This is a genomic window from Psittacicella melopsittaci (assembly GCF_003585925.1).
In the GTDB taxonomy this organism is placed as follows: domain Bacteria; phylum Pseudomonadota; class Gammaproteobacteria; order Enterobacterales; family Psittacicellaceae; genus Psittacicella; species Psittacicella melopsittaci.
Genome location: NZ_NRJH01000013.1, coordinates 50,116 through 74,152, shown reverse-complemented (window position 1 = coordinate 74,152; position 24,037 = coordinate 50,116). Strand labels below are relative to the sequence as shown.

Genomic DNA, 24,037 nt, shown 5'->3' with positions numbered 1-24,037 from the left:
TTAGTCTTTGTTCATTTTTACCTTCTCAAGCTTGCCCAATCTAGTTTAGAGCTAAAAATTTTACCCTTATTTTTTCTTTTTTTCCCTTTTATTTTCCCTTTTAACCCTTAGTTTTTTTGCTATTTTAGTTTGTCTAAGCCCGTGATAAATAAACTTGAGGCTAAATTATTTAGGCTAATTTTTCAAAAAGTCTTCTCAAATTTAGGAATTTGTGCTTAAATAGTAAGTAGTTAAGATAAATTTTGTCCATTTTAGATAATTTTTGATTATTTGGGGACTTTGTTTTCTTAAAGCACAAAAAAAGTTACCTTCCTTAAGTATTTTAAAGGTTAGAAATCCTTTTTTTCTTGTCGCAAAAGTAAGATATTTAAGTATTTTACCCGTAAAAATAGTAAAATAAACTATGTAGTTTAGTTTTAGCTAAACAACCTAGTTTTTCCTTCTCCACCACAATCCTGAATCTTGTAAGGATATTTCGATGCAAAAAGTAGGCTTGACTTATACTCAAGCTCGAGATGAACTTAGAAATAATACCCAAGCAATGACTGCTTTTCATCGTCATCGTTATGAGTTCACTCTAGCTTCCAAGTCACCCAGTATTCGTGACTTTCTCACTTATATTCCTTATATTCTGCATTATAATCAGCCAGGTATGAAGTTCTATGAACCTCATGCCGCTTGTGGTGTGGCTAATTTTTTAGTAAACAAAGAAATTTTTGCTGATTTTTCTGACTATGTTGCTTATAACGCTTCGTTACTAGAAGCTCCTAAAGCTACCCCTATTCAGGGGATTTACGTTATGGGCTCGGTAACTTCGGTTACTTTTACAAGTGACTCAGATATAGATCTCTGGGTTATAGTTGAGCCTAATCTCGAAGCTTCGAGCCGTAAAGCTCTTTACGCTAAACTCAAACAAATTAGTTCTTGGTTCCAAGCAACTTACAATATTGAAGTTAGCTTCTATCTTGTTGACACTAATCATCTGCTCTATAACCGCCATAACAATCAGTATCTTAACGAAGGGGGGATTAGAGAGAAAGTATTTTTACTTGATGAGTTTTATCGTTCGGCAACAAAAATAGCAGGAAAATGGATCCTCTGGTATTTTCTTCCCGAACTAAAAGGCTATAGCTATCAAGAAGTAAAACAAGCTTATATTGACTTTGGTTTAATTAACCCTGTTGACTGGATAGACTTTGGTGGCATGGAACTAACGCACCTGAGTCGGCAAGCCTTTTACGCAACTTCGCTCTGGCTTATTTATAAAGGTTTACATAACCCTTTTAAATCCTTTATTAAAATTTGCTTACTCGAAGCTTACTTTAGTGAGTTTCCCAACACCGATTTAGTATCGGTGCAAATGAAAAAAAGTATTCTCAAAGGTTATGAACATAAGGCGTCAAATCAAGAGGTGCTTGCTCTTTGGCAAAAAATCTACCAAAACCAAGAACTCGAGCCTTATGTCCACTCGCATTTACACTATGATGCTTACGAGCTAGTGTTAACTAAGGTAATGCAATACTTGATTCTTATTAATGATACTGAACGAGCTTACCTAGTTTTTACCAGCTTTTTACTTAAAGTACACAAACACTTTGCTCCGAGCCTACAAAATATTATGCGAGGCTTAAAAATTGAAGAAAGTGATGCCGTAGATTACCTTTTAGAACATTTAGATAGTCCCGATAGCTTTATTCATGTGCCCCGTGATTTACGGGTAATGACAGTACGTTTACGTAATAAGTTTGCTTCTTACATTAGTCTTGTAGATGTTAAACTTGCCTTACGTTTCCGTTACTGGCATATAGGCGAGCTAGTTAAATACAATAACAACTATAAACGAGCTCTGATAAAAACCTATATGCAGCTGTACAACTTTATGATGAACAGCTTGGTTAATCCGCAAGAAATGAAAATAAGTTTTGCCGATCATCAAGAGTTACGGGAAATTGAACGCACAGTTTCTTCGCTTTTTGTTAACCACCGCAATCAAATTAAAATCTATAACCAGTACCCTGAGCTAGATCTTACCGAGAGCTATCTCTACTTTGGTTACTTTACAGGTAAAGAACACGAAGTTGTTTGGTATGTGGTTAATATAGATAAAAATAATCCAGGCTCAAATCCTGAACGCAAACATATTGAAGTTAACTACGACTTTATTAGTTTAGTTTGCTGGTGTTACTTTAATGGTTTAATTACCAATAAAACCCAACTCCAACTCAAACAAAACCCTTACTATAGCCAAGAGTTTTTAATTAACCTAATTAAAGGCTTACGGAAAAAAGTTGATGTGCGAAGCTATTTAAGTCGCTTATCGCGTCGCGTATCAGATTATCTTTTTGTTGATAATTTACCAAATCTGTTCAACGAAAAAATTTGGTCAGAGCAAGAGCTAGTAGTTGACAATAGCACTGATCAGCAGGTTAACTATGTTCGCCAAGTCGAACAGTTATTCCATCAAGAATATCCTGAAGTACTAGCTAAGTACCAATCCGACAATACTACTAAACCTGGTACTTTAAATGCTCAAGAGGTTGAAGAGCTAGATAGTATTCTTACTAAAGTCAGCTTAAATGAAACGCAACAAGCCGAACAAGATTTTCTTGCACCTCAAGTTCTTCTCGAAGGAGAAGAAGTTGCGCAAGAATTAGCGAGCCAAGAGGCAAATCCTTGGACAACTCCAAGTAGGCTCGAACCTAGTTTTACTTTAACTACAGGGCAAAGTAGCCTTTTACACTGGCAAGAAATAGCTCCCAAACCTCTGGTTTTAGGAGCAAGAGAAACTACGCCAAGTAATTTTAATCTGGCTAAAGGAGACAATTATTTAGTTAGCCTAGCTGCTAACCTACAGCAACTTGATCCTTCGACCTATTTAGGGCGTCATGAGTATTTACGTCGTCGTATTCGTGGCGTGGCGCATGCTAGCCCTGTGCCTGGTAAAAGCTGGAATCCTGCTCTCTACCAAAGTGTGCATGCGTTTGTTTACATGCCACATAGTGAAGGGCAAATTACCCAGCCAGGAAATAAGCCAGCTCTGTTAATGAAGTCTTTACTGAGCTTTTTCTATAACTTTAGTGATTTTGCTCAACTCAATTACTTTACCAGTTATCAAAGCTTGCCTCATTACCAAGTCTATGCTCCGCAATTAAGTCTGGCAGCGCAAGGCTTTAAATTAAAAAATTATCTGCCTGATTTAGCTCATGCAGGCTATACCGTAAAAGTGCTTAGCCTCGCTAAACCTCAACTGGGGAAAGTGCAAGCGGGAGTAACTCGAGCTCTTGTCGCTAAAGTACAAGATACTTATAGTAAAGAACGAGATTCGCTTATGCCAATTAAATGGCAAGTAATGGACAAGTCGCCATTTAGTCATGCTGTTTCTCAGCTTTGGCATAGTCCAGATCAAATTAGCAGTCAAAGTGGCTTTACCAGTTTTAATCTCGAACAAATAGATCGACAAACACAAGTAAAAGCCCCTGAGGCAGAGTTCTTCTCTTCGGTAATGCACAAGGCTCGCTTACATGCTGCAAAACTTGATCGTAAACTGTGGGGTCTATTTAATTTACCACCTTCGATTTTACCGATTCGAACTTTTGGGCAACATCCAGGTTCGGGGGAGTTAACGGCAATAGCTTCACGCTTACATCTCGATTTACGCGATTATTTTGGTATTCAACATCTTTACAAACAGCAAGTAAGTACTAGTGCCATTACTGATATAGCTACTTTGCTTTATGCTGCGGTCGAAAATGATCAACTTAGTTTAGATCAAGCCAAACAGCAACAGCAATGGCAAGCGACTCTAAGACAAATTCGGGCTAAAGCTCTGCAACTTGCCCATTTACAAGCTCCGCCTTTAACCTATACTTTAGGGCAAGGCTATATTAGTGACTCGCAACCGCAACATATAGAAAACTATGTCGCTAACCAGCAAATTGAACTCTATGAAAAACAATTTGCTAGTTTAGTTGCCTTTGCCCAAGGCAAAGCAGTTTATTTTACCGCTCAATATCAGTACTTCCCAGAGTATGATATTTACTGGTACTCCCCAAGACGCAAGGCAAATAAACATAGTTTAGAGTTACAAGATCTCGATACTTTAACTCTGCCTGTACAGGGCAAACTACATTGGTTTAACTATAGCCCGCAAGTATTAGGAAAAATGTTGCAAGCATTTAGTCGCCAAACTATTGAGAACCGCAATTACATGAATTACTTAGGTAATCTCATGTATGCCCGCGTAAAACTAAGTCTAACTGATAAAGAGCAAGGACGCGTTTATCACCAAAACTTACGTTATCTCACCGAAGACTATTTACTTATGGAACTCGGCGAGCAAGTGCAACCAAATCTTGGCGAAAAACTTGAGTTAAACTTTATTGCTCCTGAGCATGCAAGTTTTCCTGAGATGATGCCAAAATTTGTGGGGGCAGGTAAAGGGATTATGTCCTTGAGTGTGGTTATGGATCCTGAAGCGCAAGGGAAATTAAAACTAGATGATAGTTTAACCGCACTGACTCAAGCAGCACGCCTAGAAAAAGATAAAAGAGCAAGTAATAATGAGCAAAGCTCAGATCGCTTAAACATGTACTTAAACATCTTAGGGCAAGAAGCTAATCGTCCGCTAGTTGTAGATGATAATTTTGATTTTACTGGTGAAAAAAGCTACCGCTTAACTACCGCCGTAACTCATGATGAGCCTCCTTTGCCTCCAGGTTATGAAGAGGAAGAGTTGGAAGACACTACTCCGCATACGCGCGAAGAAAAATTAAATTATCTTCTCGAGCATACTCCAGCGCGTATGGATCCAGTAATCGAAGCCTATGCTAATGCCCAAGGGCGCGTCAATAAAGTTACGATTAGCCCAAGTCTGGGCGGACGTAATCTAATTTCTTTAGCTTCGATTATAGGTACTTACCTAGGCGAGGAATGTTCAGATATGGACATAGTACAAAGATATGACCAGCCTGATCTCTACGCTGCCCAAGATAATAGTATTATGCGTAATCGTCGCTTGGAAATTGCTAATCACTTGCTCAACCATCTAGATAATTTTGCTCAGCAAAAACTAGAAATGCCTCATGCTCATAAAGTTAGTGAGCAAGAAAGTGTAAGCATTACCACCATGAATCATATGGCACGTATTTTTACCTTGGCACATTTAAAAGACCAAGAGGAAATTGCCACTGCCTATGTTCTGGTAAAATATCGCGACTTAAATCAAGAAAGTGTCAATGTTTTACTCCATAGCCTCGAGCAACTCGATCTCAATGTTGCGGGGGTAGTTGGTGACTTTGTTGAATACTTAAGCTTGGTTTATATTACCCGCGTAGGTACTTACCGTAATATTCGTTTTACGGGCAAAAATGCTTTTACTAATTTACAACGTTATTTCCAAACTCATTTAAGCACCTCGAGCTTACCAAGTATATCCTTACATAAGCTCAATGGTCCTGATGTGCAAGGAATTAACCAACTTTTACTCAAAGCCTTAAACTCGCAACTAGAAATTTGGTTACGCCAAGAGCAAACTAAACCTCTTGCCCTCGACTACCAAGCTCAAAGACGTGAGTTTATGCGCCTCTATCAAGTAACTAACTCAACTTTACCTGGAACTCTAGCCTATTATGAACAAAAAGTAAAACTCTTACAAAAACCTGGAGTTATGCAAATTTTTGTGCAACCTATAGAGGATGAGAATAAGGTAAGTTATCACCTTTATTTAAGTACGCCAGAGCAAGAGCTCACTACCTACTATAATGCCGTAGGTTCGTTGGGGCAAATGCTTCCGGCTGCTTTATGGACAGTATATCCACAAGTATCTAAGAGCTTGCTTCAACTCGAAGTTTACGTTCTCGAGGCAAATACGCAAGTTCTTAATCCGTCTTCTTTAACTCAAGTAAATGCTTGGAGTAAAATTCTCGGGCAAGAGTTATAGAAGTATCTCACTCACAGAGGGAAAAAACTCCCTCTGTTTTTCTTTGCTTAAAAAAAGATCCTCATACTAGGTATGGGGATCTTTATTTAATTTAACTAATTAACTATTTTTGAGTTGGTAAATTATTTAAATAATTAACCTTATTTAAGTTTACCTTTTTTGTATGCACATTACTCGCTTTCTTGGCTTAAATCTTGTCCAGGGCTAGCCACCAGACAAGGGTTAGCATAAGAGAAGCTATTCGAGGTAAAGGATAAGAACTTAGTAAAGTCATCGTATAACCAGAAAACTGGCGTTGAATCTGCTTTATCACTCATGAGATTGAGGTTAATTACCATATAGGCACTAGCCCCTGTGCGAGCTTTAACATTTACTTCACAGAGTTCATAACCTGGACGCGGTTCACCTTGTCCCGAAGCAAACACATAAGCTCCTTCTCTTTGCTCTTTGTCTTTTAAAGCAATAAACGGTTGTGGGTTTAAGCTATTACTAAAGAGTACTAGACGATGAGCTAGAGTTAAGCGCGTATCTACATATTTAAGGTAGAGGTTAGCCTCCTTAACTAAGTCATGCCCAGGAGCAGTAATAATATTGTCTTCGATAATTAAGGCAAACTCAAAGATGTTTTTTGCTCGTTGGGCTAGGAGACGATACACTTGTTGGTGCTGTAAAGCACGGTTAATATCATCGTCACTTGGCTCGCGACCATAGGTTTCAATAAATTTTTCTCGGTTATAGCGTTGCTTAAACTCTTGTTCACTAAGAGCTTTGTAATTAAAGGCTGGAATAATTTCAAAGCCAGGGAATTTAGTTTTGATTTCCTCGAGCGTTAACTCACGCTGTAAAACAAATTTATTCTTATCCAGAAAGTCACGTACTTCATGCCAACCAATCGGCGTTTTTTTCAGGTTATTACGCATGAGAAGTTCGGCTTGGGCACGATCTTCTTGAATATTTGAGGTAAAAGTAAAATCCTGAATGCCTAGCACCGGGTTAGACATAGCGTACGAACCTGGCTTAAACGGAATAAAGTAAGTAAAGTGGTCAGCCACCCAATAAGGGAAAGAGAAATCTTGTTCATGTTCTCTTAGAGCCCCTTTGCGCACTAGGTACATATAAGAAGCTGCAGGTAAAAAGCCTGCTAAAGGATAGAGCTTAAGTTGCGCACCTAAGTCAATTTCTTCAGTAGCATCTATATAAACGCTGGTCGTTGCCACCACTACATCTTTATTTTGTAAGGCAAAGTTTTGCGCATAGGTGTGTCCGAGTTGGATATAATCGAGCCCTTGAGCATAAGGAGTTTCTAAGAAATTAAGAATTTGCTCAAGTTTTTCTTGCCACTGCGGAGAAAAAGTATTATCGTCCTCGGCAACTAAGACCCAATCTTGATCTTTAATACTTTGATCAGCTAAAACTTGTTTATATACCTTACAATGCGAAAGCGTACAGCCCATTTCACTTGGGGTAGGGATTTTATGCGTTACCTCAAAATAACGCTTAGTATCAAACATTTGCTCGAGTTCTTCTTTAGTATAGTCTTTACCATAAACCGCAGAGATGCGAGTAAAAGTATCCTTGCCTACTTGTAACTCGAACTTATGTAAACGCTCAGTATCCTTGTCGAGGTTTATTAAGAATTTAGGTAAACGCTCAACGGCTGTTAGCTTAGCTGGCTCTGGATGTTGGGCTTGTAATAAACGCACATTATCGGCACTTGGCTCGGTAAGTTCATAAGCGTTATGGCGTTCAATTTTACGCGTCCAACTAAAGCCAGGGTTAGCATAAATAATACTATTGTAATTAAAATCAATTACTGAAGTTAAAGACTTAGCATTAAAGCGACGTGGATTAAATGGATGCGCTTTAGCACGAGCTCTGAGAGCTCCCACGTTGAGCATAACATGCGGATAACGACGCAGTCTAAATACTTCAATACTGATTGCCTGATAAGCAAAAGGTTGCCAATCGGTTACTAGATAATGCCCAGCATCTATGCTCAGAGCCGTTGGCCAGAGTTCTCTGATTTCTTGACGCGTTTGATAGAACTTACTCCCTGAGCCCAGTAAGTAAGATTTTTGTTGGCGTAAAGCTTGGGTGTACTGACTCAGTAAGGCATCATTGAGCTTAGCTTGGTTTTTCTCTTTGCTTGCGCCAGTAAATGGCTGATTAATTTGCTGACGAAACTCTTCGAGATAAGCACTTGGTTCTTCGCTTAAGAGCCCTTGGTACTTAGGTACAAGAGCTTTTACTTCTTGTCCTTGTTCTGCCGTTGCCACTAAAGCAAAGGCTTCGAGACCATTTTGCCCTAAAGAAGCTACTTGGCTTTGGTTTTCTGGGAGTAGCGGACGCGTAAAGCTTTGCTCGCCAAGTTGCACTTGCTCAAGTTTTAATTGGGTTACATCTATATCACTAGCTTGCCAGAAAATATCCACGAGCTTTTGTAGTTCTGGGCTAAGACTCTTAGGATCTTTACCTATTGCCTCTTCTAACTCAGGTGGTATGCCTAGTCCCCCAGCAAACTGTTCATTAGCAGGGCTATAGAGAGCTGGAGTTTTTACCTCTTCTAGATTAGCTAAAATATTAAGCGGTTGCTCAGGAGCAGGAGCCTTAAGAGCTAGCTTATGCTCAAGCTGATAGTTTACTTGGGCGATAGCCTGAGCTGCCTTAATGAGGTGTAAAGGCTCGAGGCGTTGCCCTGCCCAAGAAGCTACCTTATTACTTGGTAATACTTGTAACTCAGTTAGTTTCTCTTGGTTTAATGGTTTAAAGTCTTGAGCTTGCTCATCAGCTAAAAGAAGAATTTTTGCATTAGGCTCAGAAGTTAGCACTACATCAAGATACAAGTTGAGTTTTCTTTGCCAATCTGGGGTAAATACTTGCGTATCTTCACAGAGCATTACCCAATCATGATCGCTTAAACTCGCATCAGTAAGAATTTCTTTAATTAAATTACCCCAGGCATAGTTATAGCGATATTCATTTAGAGGCAAATGTAAAGGCACGGTTAACGGCTTGTAGTGCAAACGATGAAAAGTTAAGAACTTGAGATACTCAGGATCATTAGTTTGCGGTAAGTAACGCAGCTTAAAGTCGCTCGTTCCTGCTTGAGCAAAAAAGCGACTTAAAGCATTAGTACTTTGCCAAGCAAAAATGCCAGGATCGGCAATTACATATTTGCGTACTTTACTTAAGAAGTTAGCCCCTTCGCTTGCTCTTAAACTCTCTCCTGTTTGCACAGGTAGAGCGTCAGTAAGTAACTGACGTTGAGCTGGGTTTAACTCTTGCCAATGCTGTTGTTGCTCTTCGAGTTCGCTCTTAGCCTGCTCATAACTTAAAGCCGTACTTTGTTGGTTACGGTATTGGGTAAGCTGGTTGTAAACCTGTTCGCTAGTATAGAGTTCTCTACCATTACTTATATCAAAAACTTCAACGCCCAGAGCTGGAACTAAGTAAGCATGGTGCCCACATTTATAAGTAAAGTACTCATGCCAACCTTCGGTATTCCAACTTACTTTTTTACGCTCGGCAAATTCTTGTTCAGGATGAGCTAACACTTGCTCAAGATCATAAGTTTGCTGACAAATTTCTTTTAGAGCTGCTTTACGAATTAAGTAAGCTCCTGAACCTGTCATATGCAACGAACGTGTGGCATAGAGTTTTTGCGCCGGATGAGCAAATAACTCTTGCACAGGATCACGCACAGGAAACTCAAGTTCGGCACTAGTAACAATACTATAATCACCCAGTTGCTCTAAACTGCGTGGAGCAAAGTCATGAATTAAATTATTACTTAGGCAAATAACATTTAAGCCCCCGTCATGGTACTGCTCGGCAAGGAGGCGAACTTTACGTAACCAGTCATTAGCAAGAGCTACACCACTTTCAACAATCAGGACAAAGTTATTCTCAGGAATACTTGGATCTTGACTAATTTGTTGCCAGAGGCGTAAATGACTTAAGCTCCGCTTGAGCTTAGCCTGACGGTAAGCTCCGGTGTTTTTATAAAAGTCGGTATATTTGTCGAGATCAAGGAGCAAGTCCTGGAGTTCAGGACTCAACTTCTCGAGAGCTATAGCCTTAACTGGCTCTAAGTACTCGCTATGAGGTTGGCGCAGACTAAGAGCATTAGCTTGAGGCCCATTTAAGTCCGTGATTAAATAAGCACGAGAAATAAATTTGTGCATGTTATTTCCTTAGAAATAAATTGGTGGCATTGCATAAGCTAAAGCTAGGTTATGGTAGAAGAGAATGCGTGGAAAATCATCATGTAACCAGCTAATTGGCTTGTATGCCACAGTTTGGGTTTTAATTGGGTAAGAGAAAATTAAGTAAGCCTTAGCTCCAGTGCGAGCATGGTTGCTCGTAATTTGGATATCTAAGAAAGGGTTTACCGCATAATTTTGCTCTTTGCTTCCGAGGACATAATAGTCTTTAAAGTGATCATGGCTAAGAGCATACTCTGGGAAGCCATAACCATAGCTATTTTTTGCTTCAAGCAGAGTTTGACCTACTTCAGGTAAGTCCCCTACTTCCTTGTGTCCTTGGAGTTGGTGTGGATCCTGATTTACTTGCTCAAGAGCTTTATTCCAGTAACTATTACTTAACTCAATTAACTCAGTACGCGTATCGAGGCGCGTCGCTATATAGTGTGTAACTAGATTGGTGAGCATTTCCCAGTGCTCATTAGCAAAGGTAACATCATCTTCGACAACTAGATAATAGTTATGTACTTCCCCTACAACATTGTCAATAAAGCGATAAGCTTCTTGGTGACAAATTGCTCGAATCATTTCCTCGCGCGTTGGTAAACGCCCATAGGTTTGTTTAAAGGTATTGAGGTCGTAGCGTTTTTCCAGTTGCTTGTTATCTAGAGCCTCAAACTCGGCATTGCGGACTATATGGCGTAGTTCGGCACCAAATTTTTCCCGAATTTGTTCTTCGCTTAGGGTGCGTTGAATGACAATAACTTTGCGAGCTAAGAAGTTTAAAGGTTCGTAAATTGGCACACTCATTAAACGTTGACGTTTATTTTTGATTGCCAGTTCACGTTCATCTTCAATTACCGAAGTAAACTCTTCGACGTTTTGGTAGCTGAGCATAGGCGAAGCATAGGCATAGCTATCTGGAACAAACTCAAAAAAGCGTGGGAAGTCATCGGCAACCCAATAAGGACGCGTTAAACTCTGAAATAGTTGCGTTTTAAGTAAAGACTTTTTAAAGAGGTAGTTAGATGAACCATAAGAAACTACTGCATGTGGGAAAAAGAGATTTTGTTGTTTACTCAGAACCACATGGTTTTTAGCTTCAAGGTTAAAGTAGGTTACTTCTAGAAGCTCTTCTAAGCTTAAAGGGCGATCCTGTAATAAGGCATTGTTATTACATTGAACAAAAGTAGTTGCTCGCTCAGGATGGGTAGCAAGGTAATGCAGAATGCTATTTAAACGTTGATACCAGTTAGGATTAAACTTAGAATCATCTTCACAAACTAACACCCAGTCGTCATCAGCAATGCTTGGATCTTGTAGTACTTTTTGGTAAATTTCCCAATGCGAAAGAGTACAGCCTATTTCTCCTGGAGTCATAGCTCGATCATAGGCATGGTAGAACATTTGCGTATCAAAGCGAGCGTATACTTGCTCATCGCTCAGTTCTTTCCCATAAACGGCAGGGAATAACTCAAAATCAGCACAGTTTTCTTGTGCCATAAAGGCTTCAAGACGATCTTTAGATTGCGGTAAGCTAATAACAAACTTACGTACTTTACTTAAGTAATCTGGCGTTACTTGCGGATTATTATTGACAAAAGCCTGCTGTCTTTGTTGTTGACGATTAGTGCGGAGCACTTGGAAATCGCCTAAGCCAAATTGTTCTTCATTGGCAATTTGCGCTACTGACTCGAGGTTAGAAGTAAAACCTAGAGGCGGGTTAACTTGCAACATTGCATGAGAATAAAAGTCCAGATACTGCGTTAAACGCGTATAGTTTGCCTCAAATAAAGGAGCTGCTAAAGTGAGAATTTGCCAATCGCTGAGGTTATCAAGCTCAATTAAAGCCCTAAACTGCTCTTTGTTATTAAATAAGCGGGCATGATTATAGGCTTTGAAAAGGCTCTCGAGCCATAAACTATCTTGCTCAGGCTGAGCACTAGTTGCTGTTATTTGAGCAATAATTTTGCGTTGTTGCTCTTGAGCATAGAAGTTTTGGTTTTGTTTTTCAAGCTCTTTGTCTTTGATTTTTAGGTTTTCACCGACAAATAAGTAGTGTGAATTCGGATCATCGCGTTCTTGCTCTAAGCTCGCTTTACTAAGTTCACTTACTTCAACATTAAGCCCCAGTTGAATTTGGTTAGCAACTTTTTCCCAAGAAGCAAGAATTTTATCCATGCTGAGCTCTTGCAGTTCTTGGCGTAAGCGATTAATGTAAGTGCGAATAGCCTGTTTATTAAAAATCAAGAACGAAAAATTACTATTAGTAAACTGACGAATAGTTTGCATGCTCGAGCTAAAGAACTCATTTTGATCCCAAAGTTGCTCGAGGTCAGGTTGCACAATAAACTTAAACCCTTTATCAAAAAGCTGTCCACTTTGTTCATACAGCGAAGCTGGTTGATAGTTTAAGTTTTTTGCACCTACGGTGTCCCCTAAAATCAGTAAATTGTTCGGTAAATAGTTAGCTACCGAAGCTATTACTTGATTTAAGCGAGCTTTCCAGTCAATATCGAGGCTGAGATTACTATTAGCAAGAATAAAGTAATCCATTTCCCCTAATTGCGGATTGCTGAGCATAGCTTGGAAAATACTAAAGAGTGCAAAAGTTTGCCCCATGCTTTGCTCACGATAAATTTGTGAAGTTTTACCTAGTTCGGCAAATACTCGTGACCAGCCCATGCTTAGGTTTTGCACGCGCGGATCAGCTGGAGAAATTAAAGGTACAGGGGTAAAACTCTCACAGTCACTATTGCCGTAAAATTGTTGTAAGCTATAGGCTTGGTTTTGACTATAGAGGACAAATTTTGGCATTTGCCCTACATAGTCATATCCTAGACTAACAGTTTGAGCTTGGATTTGGTGAGTTTGCATCCAAGTAATAATGGTATGTGAGCTTTTATCTAGCACATGATTGCCATTAATAAAGTTAGCTACAGCCAAACTAGGGTTACTAATAGCTACCGAACCTACACTATAGTCACAAATTTTATGCCACATGGACATATTCCAGGCAATAGGCTCGTGCCATACGCCGTCTTTACTTGCTTTTTTCTTCAGACCAGCAATATAAGTGCGGAGAGTTTTTACTTTAATTAAGTAAGCACAAGGTTGCACTAGAGGTAAACGCGAAACACAAGCTAACTCAAGCGGTGCATTGAGCTGGTTCAGACTAATAAAACTATCCTGGGCAAAGTTTTGTTTAAGAGGTTGCCCGTTAAAGTTAAAGACACGTGTTTTATAAGTTTGCGCTTGATTTAGAGGCGATCTTTGCTCTAAGTAAGAGTTAAGACTTGGCAGTAAGCGTAAACGCTTAACCGTATTATCACAAGCTTGAACACTTAAATAATTATTTTCGCTTACTTTGAACTTACGTTTGCTTTCGAGTTGTTGGTGATCGCGGGGAATAAAAGTTGGTTCTTGCTCATCACCAAGGCTCACTACCTCGAGGCGTTGGCTCAGAACAGGATTATCTTGAGCAGCTTGCAAGATATCTTGCACTTGCTCTTTCCAGTTACTTGCCAGAATCGATCCTTCTTGCACAACCAACACAAAATCTTGTTCATCGAGAGTTTTATCTTGCGCTATTAGAGCATGCAGATCAAGGTGAGCAAGAATTAGATTTAAAGCTTGATCCGATGTATTTTGCTTACCAAATTCGGCTTCATAGCTTTGCACATCAAAACGTTGAGCAATTTGCTCACGCGTATAAGTAGTAGCCTTATGCTCAGTTAACTCCTGAGCATAAGGTTGACGTAAACTCATCCGGCGCGCAGTTTGATGGCCTTGAATATTAGTAAGTAAATAACTACGAGCTAATTTAAACATATATTTTTAGGGTTTAATAGACACTTGAGGTTGAGCAAAAGCCAGAGATTTTTTACTAAAATGCATGCCTAAAACATAGTCTTCGGCAAGGAAGAAACGACGTCCTTGCGATAAGAAAAGATGCATATGCGAAGGAACAAATTTTAGCATGATATAAGATCCTGAACCATTGCCTACTTTACGATGGACACGACACACATCTTGCTCAGGGTTAACGGCAAAGAGGTTTTGCTCATCAGTGAAGATGCGAGCCTCTTCATAAGCCGCAAAGTCTAACTTGTTAAAGTCTTGGGCTTGACGGCTATTGCTTGTTTGAATGAGTAGGGTGTCGAGATCTAAACGCGTATCTAGGTATTCACATAAGCAGTTAACTTGATGTAAAAAGTTAGGAGCTAGAGTTTGATCATCTTCAACAATAAAGTGGAAAGTAAAATCCGAAGCTTCTAGATCACGAATTTTTTCCCAAGCTTGCTGATGGGCAAGAGTGAGATTTAACTCCTCTGGGGTAATATCGCGACCATATTGCTCTTTGAATTTAGCAAAGTCAAAGAGTTTTTCTTGTTCGGCACGTGCCATTTTACTGTAATCAACTTGCTTAATAACCTGGAAGCCAGGGAATTTTTTATTAATTTGGCTCAGGCTCAGTGATTTTTGAATAACATATAAACGCTCTTGATTTACATAAGGGTGCGGTTTAGTAATAGGTATTGCTCGGCGCTTCATTTTTTCAGCGGCAATACTTGCTACCCTTTCTCCGTCGAGAATTGACACTAAATTCGGATCATCAAAGCCTAACTGTGGATTAACATAGGCAAAGACTTCAGGACGGAAAGTATACATTTGAGCAAGGTCATCGGCAACCCAATCAATTTTGCCACAAATGCGTTGAGCATTTTTTACTAACAAGCTTTTACGTATGAGGTAAAAACCAGCCCCTGCAGGGAAATCACGGTTAATTAAAGTAATACCTAACTCTGGCTCAAGTTCATAATAGTTATTAATTTGCGAATAAATACTATGGTACTTAGTAAAGCGTTTTGGAGCAATAAAATCAAAGTTTGGAATTTGGTTTTGTGCTCCATTAATAATTTCTACACGCTCGCTGAGGTTGTTTTCAACAAAGTGGAGTACTTTATTGAGCATTTGGTACCAGTCAGGATTAAGACGCGTATCATCTTCAATAATTAAGAGCCAGTCATCAAGTTGCAATTCTGGATCATATAAAGCATGACGTAATATTTGCGTATGACTTAGCGAACAACCATATTCGCCCGCATGCATAGTACGGTTATAACGTTTGTCGTACTTCTCTTGATCGAACAGTTGAGCTTTATCTGCCTCGCTTAAGTCTTTACCCCAAACTGCTTCATGGACAATAAAGTCTTCAACATTATTTTGGCGCATAAAGGCTTGTAAGCGGTCATGCGAGCTTGGCAGGTTAATCACATATTTTTTTACCTTGGCAACTAAATCCGGTAAAAAGCCTGCTTTGCGATAGCTAGATTGCGGATCGAGTTTCGGGCTCGATTTGCAACAATAAGCAAACTGTTCTGGTTCAAGTTGAGCAAAATACTCACTCAATGGTTTTTGCTTACCAAAAAATAACGGTTGCTCTTGGGCAATTTTTGCTCTTTGCTCAGCACCATAGGGGCTAAGATCAAGTTGTTCTTTAGCTTGAATGGTATTGATATTTTCAATTGGGTTAACCAGATCATCGAGATTATCATAGTTTTCTGGGTTAACTTGAGCATCTGGGGCAGTTACAGCCTGACGATAAAGCTCTTGGGCTTGAGCCTGTGGATCTTGCTCCATTTCGCTCGTATCAATTAGAGCTTCTAACTCTTGCCCTGAGCTGAGCTTAGGTTGCTGGTGAATTTGCTCGAGAGGACGATATACTGCTAGTCCTGGGTTGAGGCAAATTACATTAGTGGCATTAAAGCGAATTAAATCGGCAAAGCGATCTTGGTAATAAGTGCTTGGCTCTTGGAAAATACTTGGAGCAAATTTTTCCTTAATAATACTTTTACGGAATAAAATGAACGAGTAAGTAATATAGCGGAATGAATTTGCTACTAGGGCTTCAAAATCATGAGTTAGTTTACAACTCCAAGAACGATCAGGCGTAAAAATACCTGCCTGAGCAAAGATTTCTCGCAGTTTTTCTGGATCTTGCTCGCTCATAAAGCTAAAGCCAGCCTCAGGGCTTTCATAGCCTGCTACCAGAATTTTTGCTTCAGGATAACGAATGGTTGACCAACGTAAGAAAAAGTTTAAGCGTGGATACCAATCTGGACGAAATACTGTTTGGTCTTTGGCTACTACTATCCATTGATCATCAGGAATAGTATCATCAGCAAGCAGATCCAAGAAAAAGCGACGTTGTAAAAGAGTTTGCTCTACTTGGCTTAGATTCGGCATGTGGTTAGTCCCACGGGCAAATTTGGTTGGGAAATAATATGCCTTATCTACTTGTTCCAGACTCCATTGTTCGAGGTTTGGTGCCAATACTGGAGTAAAGTCTTGGGTATTACGCTGAGCAAAAAAGCTCGGAAATAGATTTAAGTGATGCTTGCCCTGGAAAACGTATTTGCGTAAAGGCTGAATAAAGTCATAGCCATAAGGAGCAAAGCGATTTAAGCTAGCATTAAAAACTACAGCCTTACTTTGTTCTTTGGCAATATCAACATAGTCTTGATCTTTGAGCAAGTGGTTGTTATTGGCAAAAGTATGAATAGCTAGCAGAGGATTAGCATAAGCAATCGAATTAGGCGTAAAGTGCATTAAGCATTGAATAGTATCTTTATAAAAGGCTACTGGTTGAGCTAAAGGAATTAACTTAGTATACTCTTTTCCTGCTGCGTCTACGCCCGCAAGAATATAGTCAGGATAATTTTCTCTTTGGCTATACTCGTCTTTGAGTTTAAGATCTATTACTTCAGGAGCAGCAATATTTTTTTGGTAGCAAGTAAATAGACCATTTTCGCCTTGGACAATATTATGGATTTTCCCGTAGTTAACCTGCTCAATCTTTTCCTTAACCCAACGTTTGAGTTTAGGAATTAGAGCCAGTTTATTAATGAGGAAAAAGCTCGAACGGTGATAGTTAAATACATTAGAAATTTCGAGCTCTTGTCCGCCTAGAGGCGAAGCTACGCCCTGACAAAACTGAGCATAATCACAAGTAAGGTTTTGGTGCGGGTAAATGCGTAAGGCATCTTTATCTTCTTTGCTCAGAGTTTTAAAAGTTTTATTTCCCTCAGCCGAAAGAATTATTGCTTTTAATCGCCCAACATCACTTTCTGGCAAATACTCTCGCGATTGTCCCACAATAGCTTGCAGGCTACGATTAACTGGAACTAATTGACGAAGAATTGCTTCAATTCTTTGTGGCCATTCTGGATTTAGAATAGCTTGATCTTCGGCAATTAGGATCCACTGATCATCCGGGATGCTTTTATCCATACTAATATGAGCCAGGAGGTTAACCAGACTTACGCTTTCGTTAACATCATCCATGCTTAAAAAGCGACGCGGAACATTACGGTCGTAAGTATTAGGTAAGTCACGGATATCAAAATATGGTTTTAAGGCCTCCATAAAAGGCACATGCATACAAGCAGGATTGTATAAAAAGCTATCGGTGAGATCGAATTTTACCTCATGCCCATATTCTTTTGCCATTTCAGGCGTAATTAGCCCAAGCTCCTCGAGATATTGAGTCATATCCCAAGCAGGAACTGGCGTAAAGAGGTTTGCAAAAGGTTGACGGAAAAATGACTCTCGAGTTTTAGTTCCAGTTGGTTTTACCAGAACAAACTTTGGAAGAGAATCAAACAGAGGAAGATTTGCCATAATGTTGTTCTATAAGTTGCGTGAAAGCAAAAGTATAAGTTGTTTTTGCACCTTTCTTGCTTTCGCTGAGAATGTATTTGCGTAACTCTTTTGGAGTTAGATCTAAACTCTGCGCCAAGAGTTTAAACTGTTTTGCATTAAGGGTTATAGGTCGCGTTGCCAGTTGTGCATCTTGTCCGAGATTAACTACTTTAGCCTGAGTAGAGCTTGAGCTTTGTCCCGATGCTCGCGTTACTAGTTCTTGCTCAAGACAATAAACTTCGAGATCCTGACTTGCCTCTAAACGTTCAATTAAGCTAGCAAGAGCTTGCTTTTGCACTAAAAAGGCAGAGAGTTGTTCTGGTTTTACTGTTTGCCCCAGATCTTGACCGCCTAGAGCTATTACTGGAGGAAGCTCTTGAGCAAAAATTAGTGCTAGCTGTTGGTTCAGTTGCCCATACCAGTTAGTAGCAAAGCGACTTGTAGTTTGGCAAACTAGAATATAGTCGTGGGCAAGAATATCATTTTGCTTGCTTAACTGAGCAAAAAGAGCAATTAAAGTTTGCGGGGTAAAAAAGTTACCTGCTAAAACCTGCTCGTCTTGACTAAATTTTGCTTGCAGAGGTACAGGAACAAAATTTAAAGTATGAGGTTGTTTATAAAAATTACCTAAAGCTAGTTCTGGGCTAGTTGAGATAAAGCCTTGTAGATCTGCTCTTCCAAGTTGGTTGAACAGATCAAATTGACTTTGGCTCGCTGGCATATAGCTGAGAACTAGATGTTTGCAAGTAGCAAGATAATCATAACCTTGTCCGAGGTAGTTCCCTGAGTAGTTATAACCTGGGAGCGTACGTTGGTATTGGGCTACTGCCAGTTTTTGCTCAGCCGTGCTTGGTACTTGAGCTAAACTAGGTTGGGCTTGAGCTAATACCGCTCTTTGTTCTTGAGCCACAAACCAAGCCCCAAATGGATCGAGACTAACACTTGCCTGCGGATAAGTAATGCGGTAGTTTTTTAATTTGCTTTTGAGTTTACCTAGCTCTTGTTGCTCAATTTGCGCATAGATACCAAAAGCTTGCTCAGCTGGAGCTAAAGCTTGCACTTTTAAGTTAGCCAGAGCTGCAAGGTTAAGTAAGTAAGCCCCTTGGCTTGCTCCATTAAGACTATGTAAAAAGTGCAGACTTTGCGCTTGCGGTTTATTAAAGTTAGGGAGATTTTGACTCCAACTTTGGCTGGCAATAAAGCCAAGACCTGTAGAAGCCTCAAATTCTGCCTCTAACTCAAACTGGTTATCTAAAGCAATTACCGCAGTACGCATGAGGCGGTCGGCAGTAGCATAGTTTTGCTCGAGACTTTGCGCATAGTCTTCTACGGCAATCAAGTACTGCTGGCGGTAGTAGTTTTGTGCTCGCCAAAAGTTAGCTAGATCGCTTCTATCTTGCTTTTCTAGAGCTTTAGCAGCTTCGAGCAATTGCGGGTTAGCCAGAACTTGGCTACGACCTTGTAAGGCAGTTAAAATGCCTTCGAGGCGTGCTTGCCAATCTGGCGTTAATTTAGCTTGATCACTAACTACGAGCACCCATTGATTAGTATCTTGATACTCATTTAGTAAGACGTCGCTATCTTGGCTGCCTTGATATACCTGGCAAAGAAGATGATTAAAAAGACAACGCATACTTAGTGCCTGCTCTACTTGACTTGGGCTGAGTTTTTCTCCTAGATAAGGTAGACTCAGAGCAAGAAAAAGGTAAGCACGAGGGCTAATTTTTTCAGGCAGTAAAGCAGGGGTAAGAGTTGCTTGCTCAACATAAGTTGCTGGGGTTAAAAGATTAAGTAGGTTCGGCACTTGTGCTACTTTATAGTCAGCTTGCACTTGCTCTTGTAAGTGCTGTGCCATTTGTTGCCAATATTGAAGACAAAGTTCTTGCTCGGCGTTTAATTTAGTTCCAGGGGCAAGTTGCTCAGCTGGAGCTAAATAACCAAGTTGGGCAAGAAGATTGAAAAAGTACCAGTCTTGTTCGAGGAGCTCTAAATCAACCCGAGCAAAAGTGGTAAAGGCTTCATTATATGGTTGAAAATTAAATAAAGGAGCATCACCTAAAACAAATTTAGGGAGCTTTTGGGTAAGCGGAGTTTGCAAAAATTTATGCATAGCTGTTATCTAGGTGAGTAGGGTTTTTTACTCCTATATTTTACTACAAAGGCAAAGAAAATAGGAAAAAAAGCATTAGGTACCACTTAGACAAATAAATTGTCTCAAAGTTTACTGGGGTAGTATGTTAAAATTTGTAGGGTAACAACCTAAGATTGAATTTATTATGCAAGACAAGTTTCTTTATATAGTGGATGGTACGGCATTAATTTTCCGTAACTATCACGCCTCTTTGAGTTACTTTTTAAACTCAAGTTATCACGATACGGCAGCCTTATCGGGAACTATTACCTCCCTAAACTCTTATATAGGTAAAGTGGATCCGACTAATATAGTGGTGGTTTTTGATCCTAAAGGGGGCTCGTTCCGTAATGAAATTTATAGTGAGTATAAACAAAACAGGAGCAAGCCAGATCCGCAATTACTTTGGCAAATAGAACGTATTCCCGAGCTGATTAAGGCTCTGGGCTTTCCTGTGCTCATAGTTCCTGGCTATGAGGCAGATGATGTTATAGGAACAATTGCCAAGTATCATAGTGAGCGTGGCGTTGAAGTTTTAATTGAGTCTAAAGATAAAGACTTTGTTCAATTAATTGACGAGAATATTTCTCTTGCCGATACGCAAAATGACTCTCTGTATGATTTTAAAAACGGGGATCGTAAATTTGGGGTGCCTATTGCCAATACTATAGATTTTCTTGCTATTTGTGGGGATAAAATCGACAATATTCCTGGCATCAAAGGGGTAGGAGAAAAAACGGCAGCAGGGTTAATTAATACTTATGGCGGACTCGAGCAAATCTATCAAGCTATTGATGAAGATAGATTTACAACCCAAGTAGGGAACTTAAAACCTGAAACCCTGAAAAAGAAAATGCTTGCCAGTCGTGAAGAAGCTTTTCTTTCATATAAGCTCGCAACTATTAATACACAAGCTCCAGTTGGGGATATTTCCCTTGAAAATCTGGTAATGCAAAAACCAGATGTAACCCGCGTGTTAGATTTACTTGAAGAGTATGAGTTATTTAGAATTCGTAACTCTTTTATTGAAGGTCGTTTAACTTGTTTAGCTTGCACTGAAGAGAGTTTAGCTCCTGAAGTAGATGCCTATTTAAAAACTCATACTTTAAAAGAAGCTAAATCACGAACAAGTCTTTCGAAGTTTGAAGTAAAAGAACTAACGCCAGAATTAGCTGAGCAAATTCTTACTACAGGTAAGTACCCAGACGGTACGCCACTAGTGGCTGCTTCGAGTCGTAAAGGCGCAGGGGCAAGTAAAGGAGCTACTAAAGCAAGTAAAAGTGATTACAAGCCTACAGCCGAAGATAAGGCATTATTTGCTAATACTCAACCTTTTACAGGTGACTTTAGTGACTTTAAAGAGGGCGTAGTTTATCATAACCTCGAACTTCACGTCGAGCCATATAGTCAAGATGATCAGGTTGCTGATTTTAGACAACAACTGGCAACTAGTGCGTTAGGGCAAGCTTTAGCACAAGCTCAGCAAGTAAGTATTATGTTAGAGAAAAATCCTTTACATAATACGCCTGTAGTGCTAAATATTCTCGTTGAAGGTGGCAAGTTAGAAAAAGTATCGAGTAAAAGTGGACGCAGTATTTACTCTGAGCGTCAACTTTTTAGTCTGCAATTTGCGGGCGACTCGCGCTTTATTGATAAGGTAAAAAACGATGAGTTTATCACTCCAACTTATCAAGCTTTTTGTCAGGCATTTGGGCAACAAGTGTTTGTTCCTTTATTAAGTCAAACTACTATTCCTGTGCTTACAGCCAACTTAAAAGACTTAGCTCATGAGTTTGACCTAACTATTGCTCAAGTTAATGCCGTGGGCACTAATGTCCATGACTTACGTTTAGTTGGTTATACGCGTAACTCGGCAATTAAAGACAATTCTTTAGCTAACTTAGCTTCAGTATATTGTGCTTTAGAGTTTGCCCCGATTAAGTATTTAAAAACGCGTGTGGACTTACCTGCAGTTTTAAGTACTTGCCAAGATAGTACAATTTTTATGCCATTGTTCTATCGCCTCTGCCACCAAACTATAGCTAGTCAACTTTATACTAAAATGGAACAACCTCTGTGGAAGTATCTTTACACCATGGAAGTTAATGGTATTTTAGTGGATCTAGCAAACCTAGAGGCAATTAAAGCAGACTTAGAAGAGCAAATTAGTGCCCTTGAAGAGCAAGTATATGCTCTGGCAGGAACTAAGTTCAATATTAATAGCCCGAAACAAACGGCCGATATTCTCTATAACCAACTCTTGCTTGAAGATCCAACAGGCAAGGGCTCGACAGCTGCTGAAACTTTAGTACAACTCGAGCATGAAATTATAGAACCTTTATTAAGCTATAGATCTTTAACTACTATCCTTGGTAGTCACGTTGCTCCTTTAATTGAGCTGGCTTTAGCAAATCCAGAGCGTAAGATCCATACAACCTTCTTACAAACGCAAACTGTAACTGGACGTTTATCTTCGCAAGAACCAAACCTGCAAAACGTTCCTGCAACCGCTGGTATAGCCCAACGCATTCGTGCGAGTTTTATTGCTCCTCCAGGTTACAAAATGGTAAGTCTGGACTATAGCCAAATTGAGTTAAGGGTTTCGGCATCTCTATCCCAAGATGAGCATATGCTTGCCGGCTTTAACCAAGATGAAGATATTCACGCTCGTACGGCAAGTAAAATCTTTAATGTGCCTCTTGAGCAAGTAACCCGTGCCCAACGTCAAATTGCTAAAGCAATTAACTTCGGGCTTAACTATGGTAAAACTGCGTTCAGTTTATCTACCGAGTTAGGGATTAGCCGTCAAGAAGCTTCTAGTTATATTAATGAGTACTTTGCAAGTTATCCACGCATTAAAGACTTTATTAATCAAACTATCGACAAGGCTACGGCAAGAAAATTTATTGAAACGCTAGAAGGACGTGTAATTCCGCTTCCTTTAATTGACTCTTCGGTAAGAGCAGTAGCTGAAGCGGAAAAACGTAATGCCACTAACTATCCAATTCAAGGTTCGGCTGCCGAAATTATTAAGCTGGCTATGATCGAATTACAAAAAGAGATAATGACTTGTATGCCAGAGGTAATTTCGCATTTACAAATTCACGATGAATTAGTATTTTCGATACCAGAAGCTCTTGTAGATAAATACTTAGCTCAAATTAAACAGGTAATGGAAACTTCGGTAAGCCTGCCTGGGGTTAAATTAAAAGTAGAAGCTACAGTGGGCGAGCATTGGAGTAAATAGTTATATTCTTATAAGTAGTTAACTAAATAGTTAACTCCTTAACCACTTTATCTTAGTTAAGGGAATTTAATTTAAATAATTAACCAACCATAAGAATTTAGCATTACTAATAATTAACCATAAAAAAAATAGCCTTTTGCAATTTGCAAAGGGTTATTTTTTGTCTCTAAAACCTTATAAAATATAAGGTTATTTTCTTGAACATAAATAGATCGAGCTAAAAAAGCCAACTTGAGAGCAATAATTATAGTTCTTACTAAGAGAAAAGTTAAATAGCGCGGTTTGATTAAATTTTGTTTAATAAAAGTGCTATTTTATTATAGTTAACTATAATCAAAAATAAAAATGATCGCTTTTGTTCAGGCGATCATTTTATTAAGAAAAACTAAGAGGTATTTGCACTATAAATTTAATAAATTATTAATTTTTAACCTAAATCAGGGGTAAAAGCTAAGTAAAAAATGTGCAAGCAATAACGATTGTTTTTGATCATTATTTTTAGGTCAGAAAAAGAATAAACTCACTTTAAGGGAGCAAAGATAGCTTTATAGCCCAAAAATGATCGCATGTGATCATTTTTTCTTAAGAAAAATTTACACGGAAAAACAGTGAGTTAGGGAAAAAATTTAAAATTTAATAAAAAAATAATGGCAAAGAGAATGACAAAAGAGTTTTTTTCGAGTAAAATAAAAACATAATTAAAAATAATTAAAAAAATAAAATAATTAGCCAAATTATTGTAGTTGACTCTAATACCAAGAAATTGGGAGCTGAGGCAACGTTTTTTATTTTTTTACCTACTTAAGTAGGACCTA

Annotated in this window: 6 protein-coding genes; 2 read left to right on the top strand and 4 right to left on the bottom strand. The window is 39.1% G+C overall.

Going from position 1 to position 24,037, the window contains the following annotated elements; all coding sequences use genetic code 11:
* The first annotated feature begins 478 nt into the window (after positions 1–478).
* Positions 479–5,938, top strand: a complete 5,460-nt coding sequence (locus tag CJP74_RS01615) for a class I adenylate cyclase domain-containing protein (protein WP_119496534.1) — start codon at positions 479–481, stop codon at positions 5,936–5,938.
* A 170-nt stretch (positions 5,939–6,108) separates the two neighbouring features.
* Here CJP74_RS01615 and CJP74_RS01610 read toward each other — a convergent pair whose 3' ends face one another.
* The 4 genes from CJP74_RS01610 to CJP74_RS01595 are packed head-to-tail and all read right to left on the bottom strand — an operon-like array spanning position 6,109 to position 19,954.
* Positions 6,109–10,122 carry a glycosyltransferase family 25 protein gene (locus tag CJP74_RS01610; protein ID WP_119496533.1) on the bottom strand — a complete coding sequence of 1,338 codons (4,014 nt, stop codon included), beginning with the start codon at positions 10,120–10,122 and terminating at the stop codon, positions 6,109–6,111.
* Positions 10,123–10,131: 9 nt separating this feature from the next.
* Positions 10,132–13,971, bottom strand: a complete 3,840-nt coding sequence (locus CJP74_RS01605; protein ID WP_119496532.1) for a glycosyltransferase family 25 protein — start codon at positions 13,969–13,971, stop codon at positions 10,132–10,134.
* 6 nt (positions 13,972–13,977) lie between these two features.
* Entirely contained in the window at positions 13,978–17,823 is a 3,846-nt protein-coding gene (locus CJP74_RS01600; protein ID WP_119496531.1) for a glycosyltransferase family 25 protein, read from the bottom strand.
* Positions 17,801–19,954 carry a hypothetical protein gene (locus tag CJP74_RS01595; RefSeq protein ID WP_119496530.1) on the bottom strand — a complete coding sequence of 718 codons (2,154 nt, stop codon included), beginning with the start codon at positions 19,952–19,954 and terminating at the stop codon, positions 17,801–17,803. The genes CJP74_RS01600 and CJP74_RS01595 overlap by 23 nt, the downstream gene beginning before the upstream one ends.
* A 166-nt stretch (positions 19,955–20,120) precedes the next feature.
* Here CJP74_RS01595 and polA point away from each other — a divergent pair, with 166 nt between their 5' ends.
* A complete protein-coding gene (gene polA, locus CJP74_RS01590) occupies positions 20,121–23,222 on the top strand; it encodes a DNA polymerase I (RefSeq protein ID WP_119496529.1) in 3,102 nt (1,033 codons plus the stop codon).
* Positions 23,223–24,037: the final 815 nt, after the last annotated feature.

Bases quoted from the DNA above. Each gene is read 5' to 3' on its own strand.
- CJP74_RS01610 (WP_119496533.1), bottom strand. From the start codon at position 10,122: ATGCACAAATTTATTTCTCGTGCTTATTTAATCACGGACTTAAATGGG.
- CJP74_RS01600 (WP_119496531.1), bottom strand. From the start codon at position 17,823: ATGGCAAATCTTCCTCTGTTTGATTCTCTTCCAAAGTTTGTTCTGGTA.
- CJP74_RS01595 (WP_119496530.1), bottom strand. From the start codon at position 19,954: ATGCATAAATTTTTGCAAACTCCGCTTACCCAAAAGCTCCCTAAATTT.
- CJP74_RS01615 (WP_119496534.1), top strand. From the start codon at position 479: ATGCAAAAAGTAGGCTTGACTTATACTCAAGCTCGAGATGAACTTAGA.
- polA (WP_119496529.1), top strand. From the start codon at position 20,121: ATGCAAGACAAGTTTCTTTATATAGTGGATGGTACGGCATTAATTTTC.
- CJP74_RS01605 (WP_119496532.1), bottom strand. From the start codon at position 13,971: ATGTTTAAATTAGCTCGTAGTTATTTACTTACTAATATTCAAGGCCAT.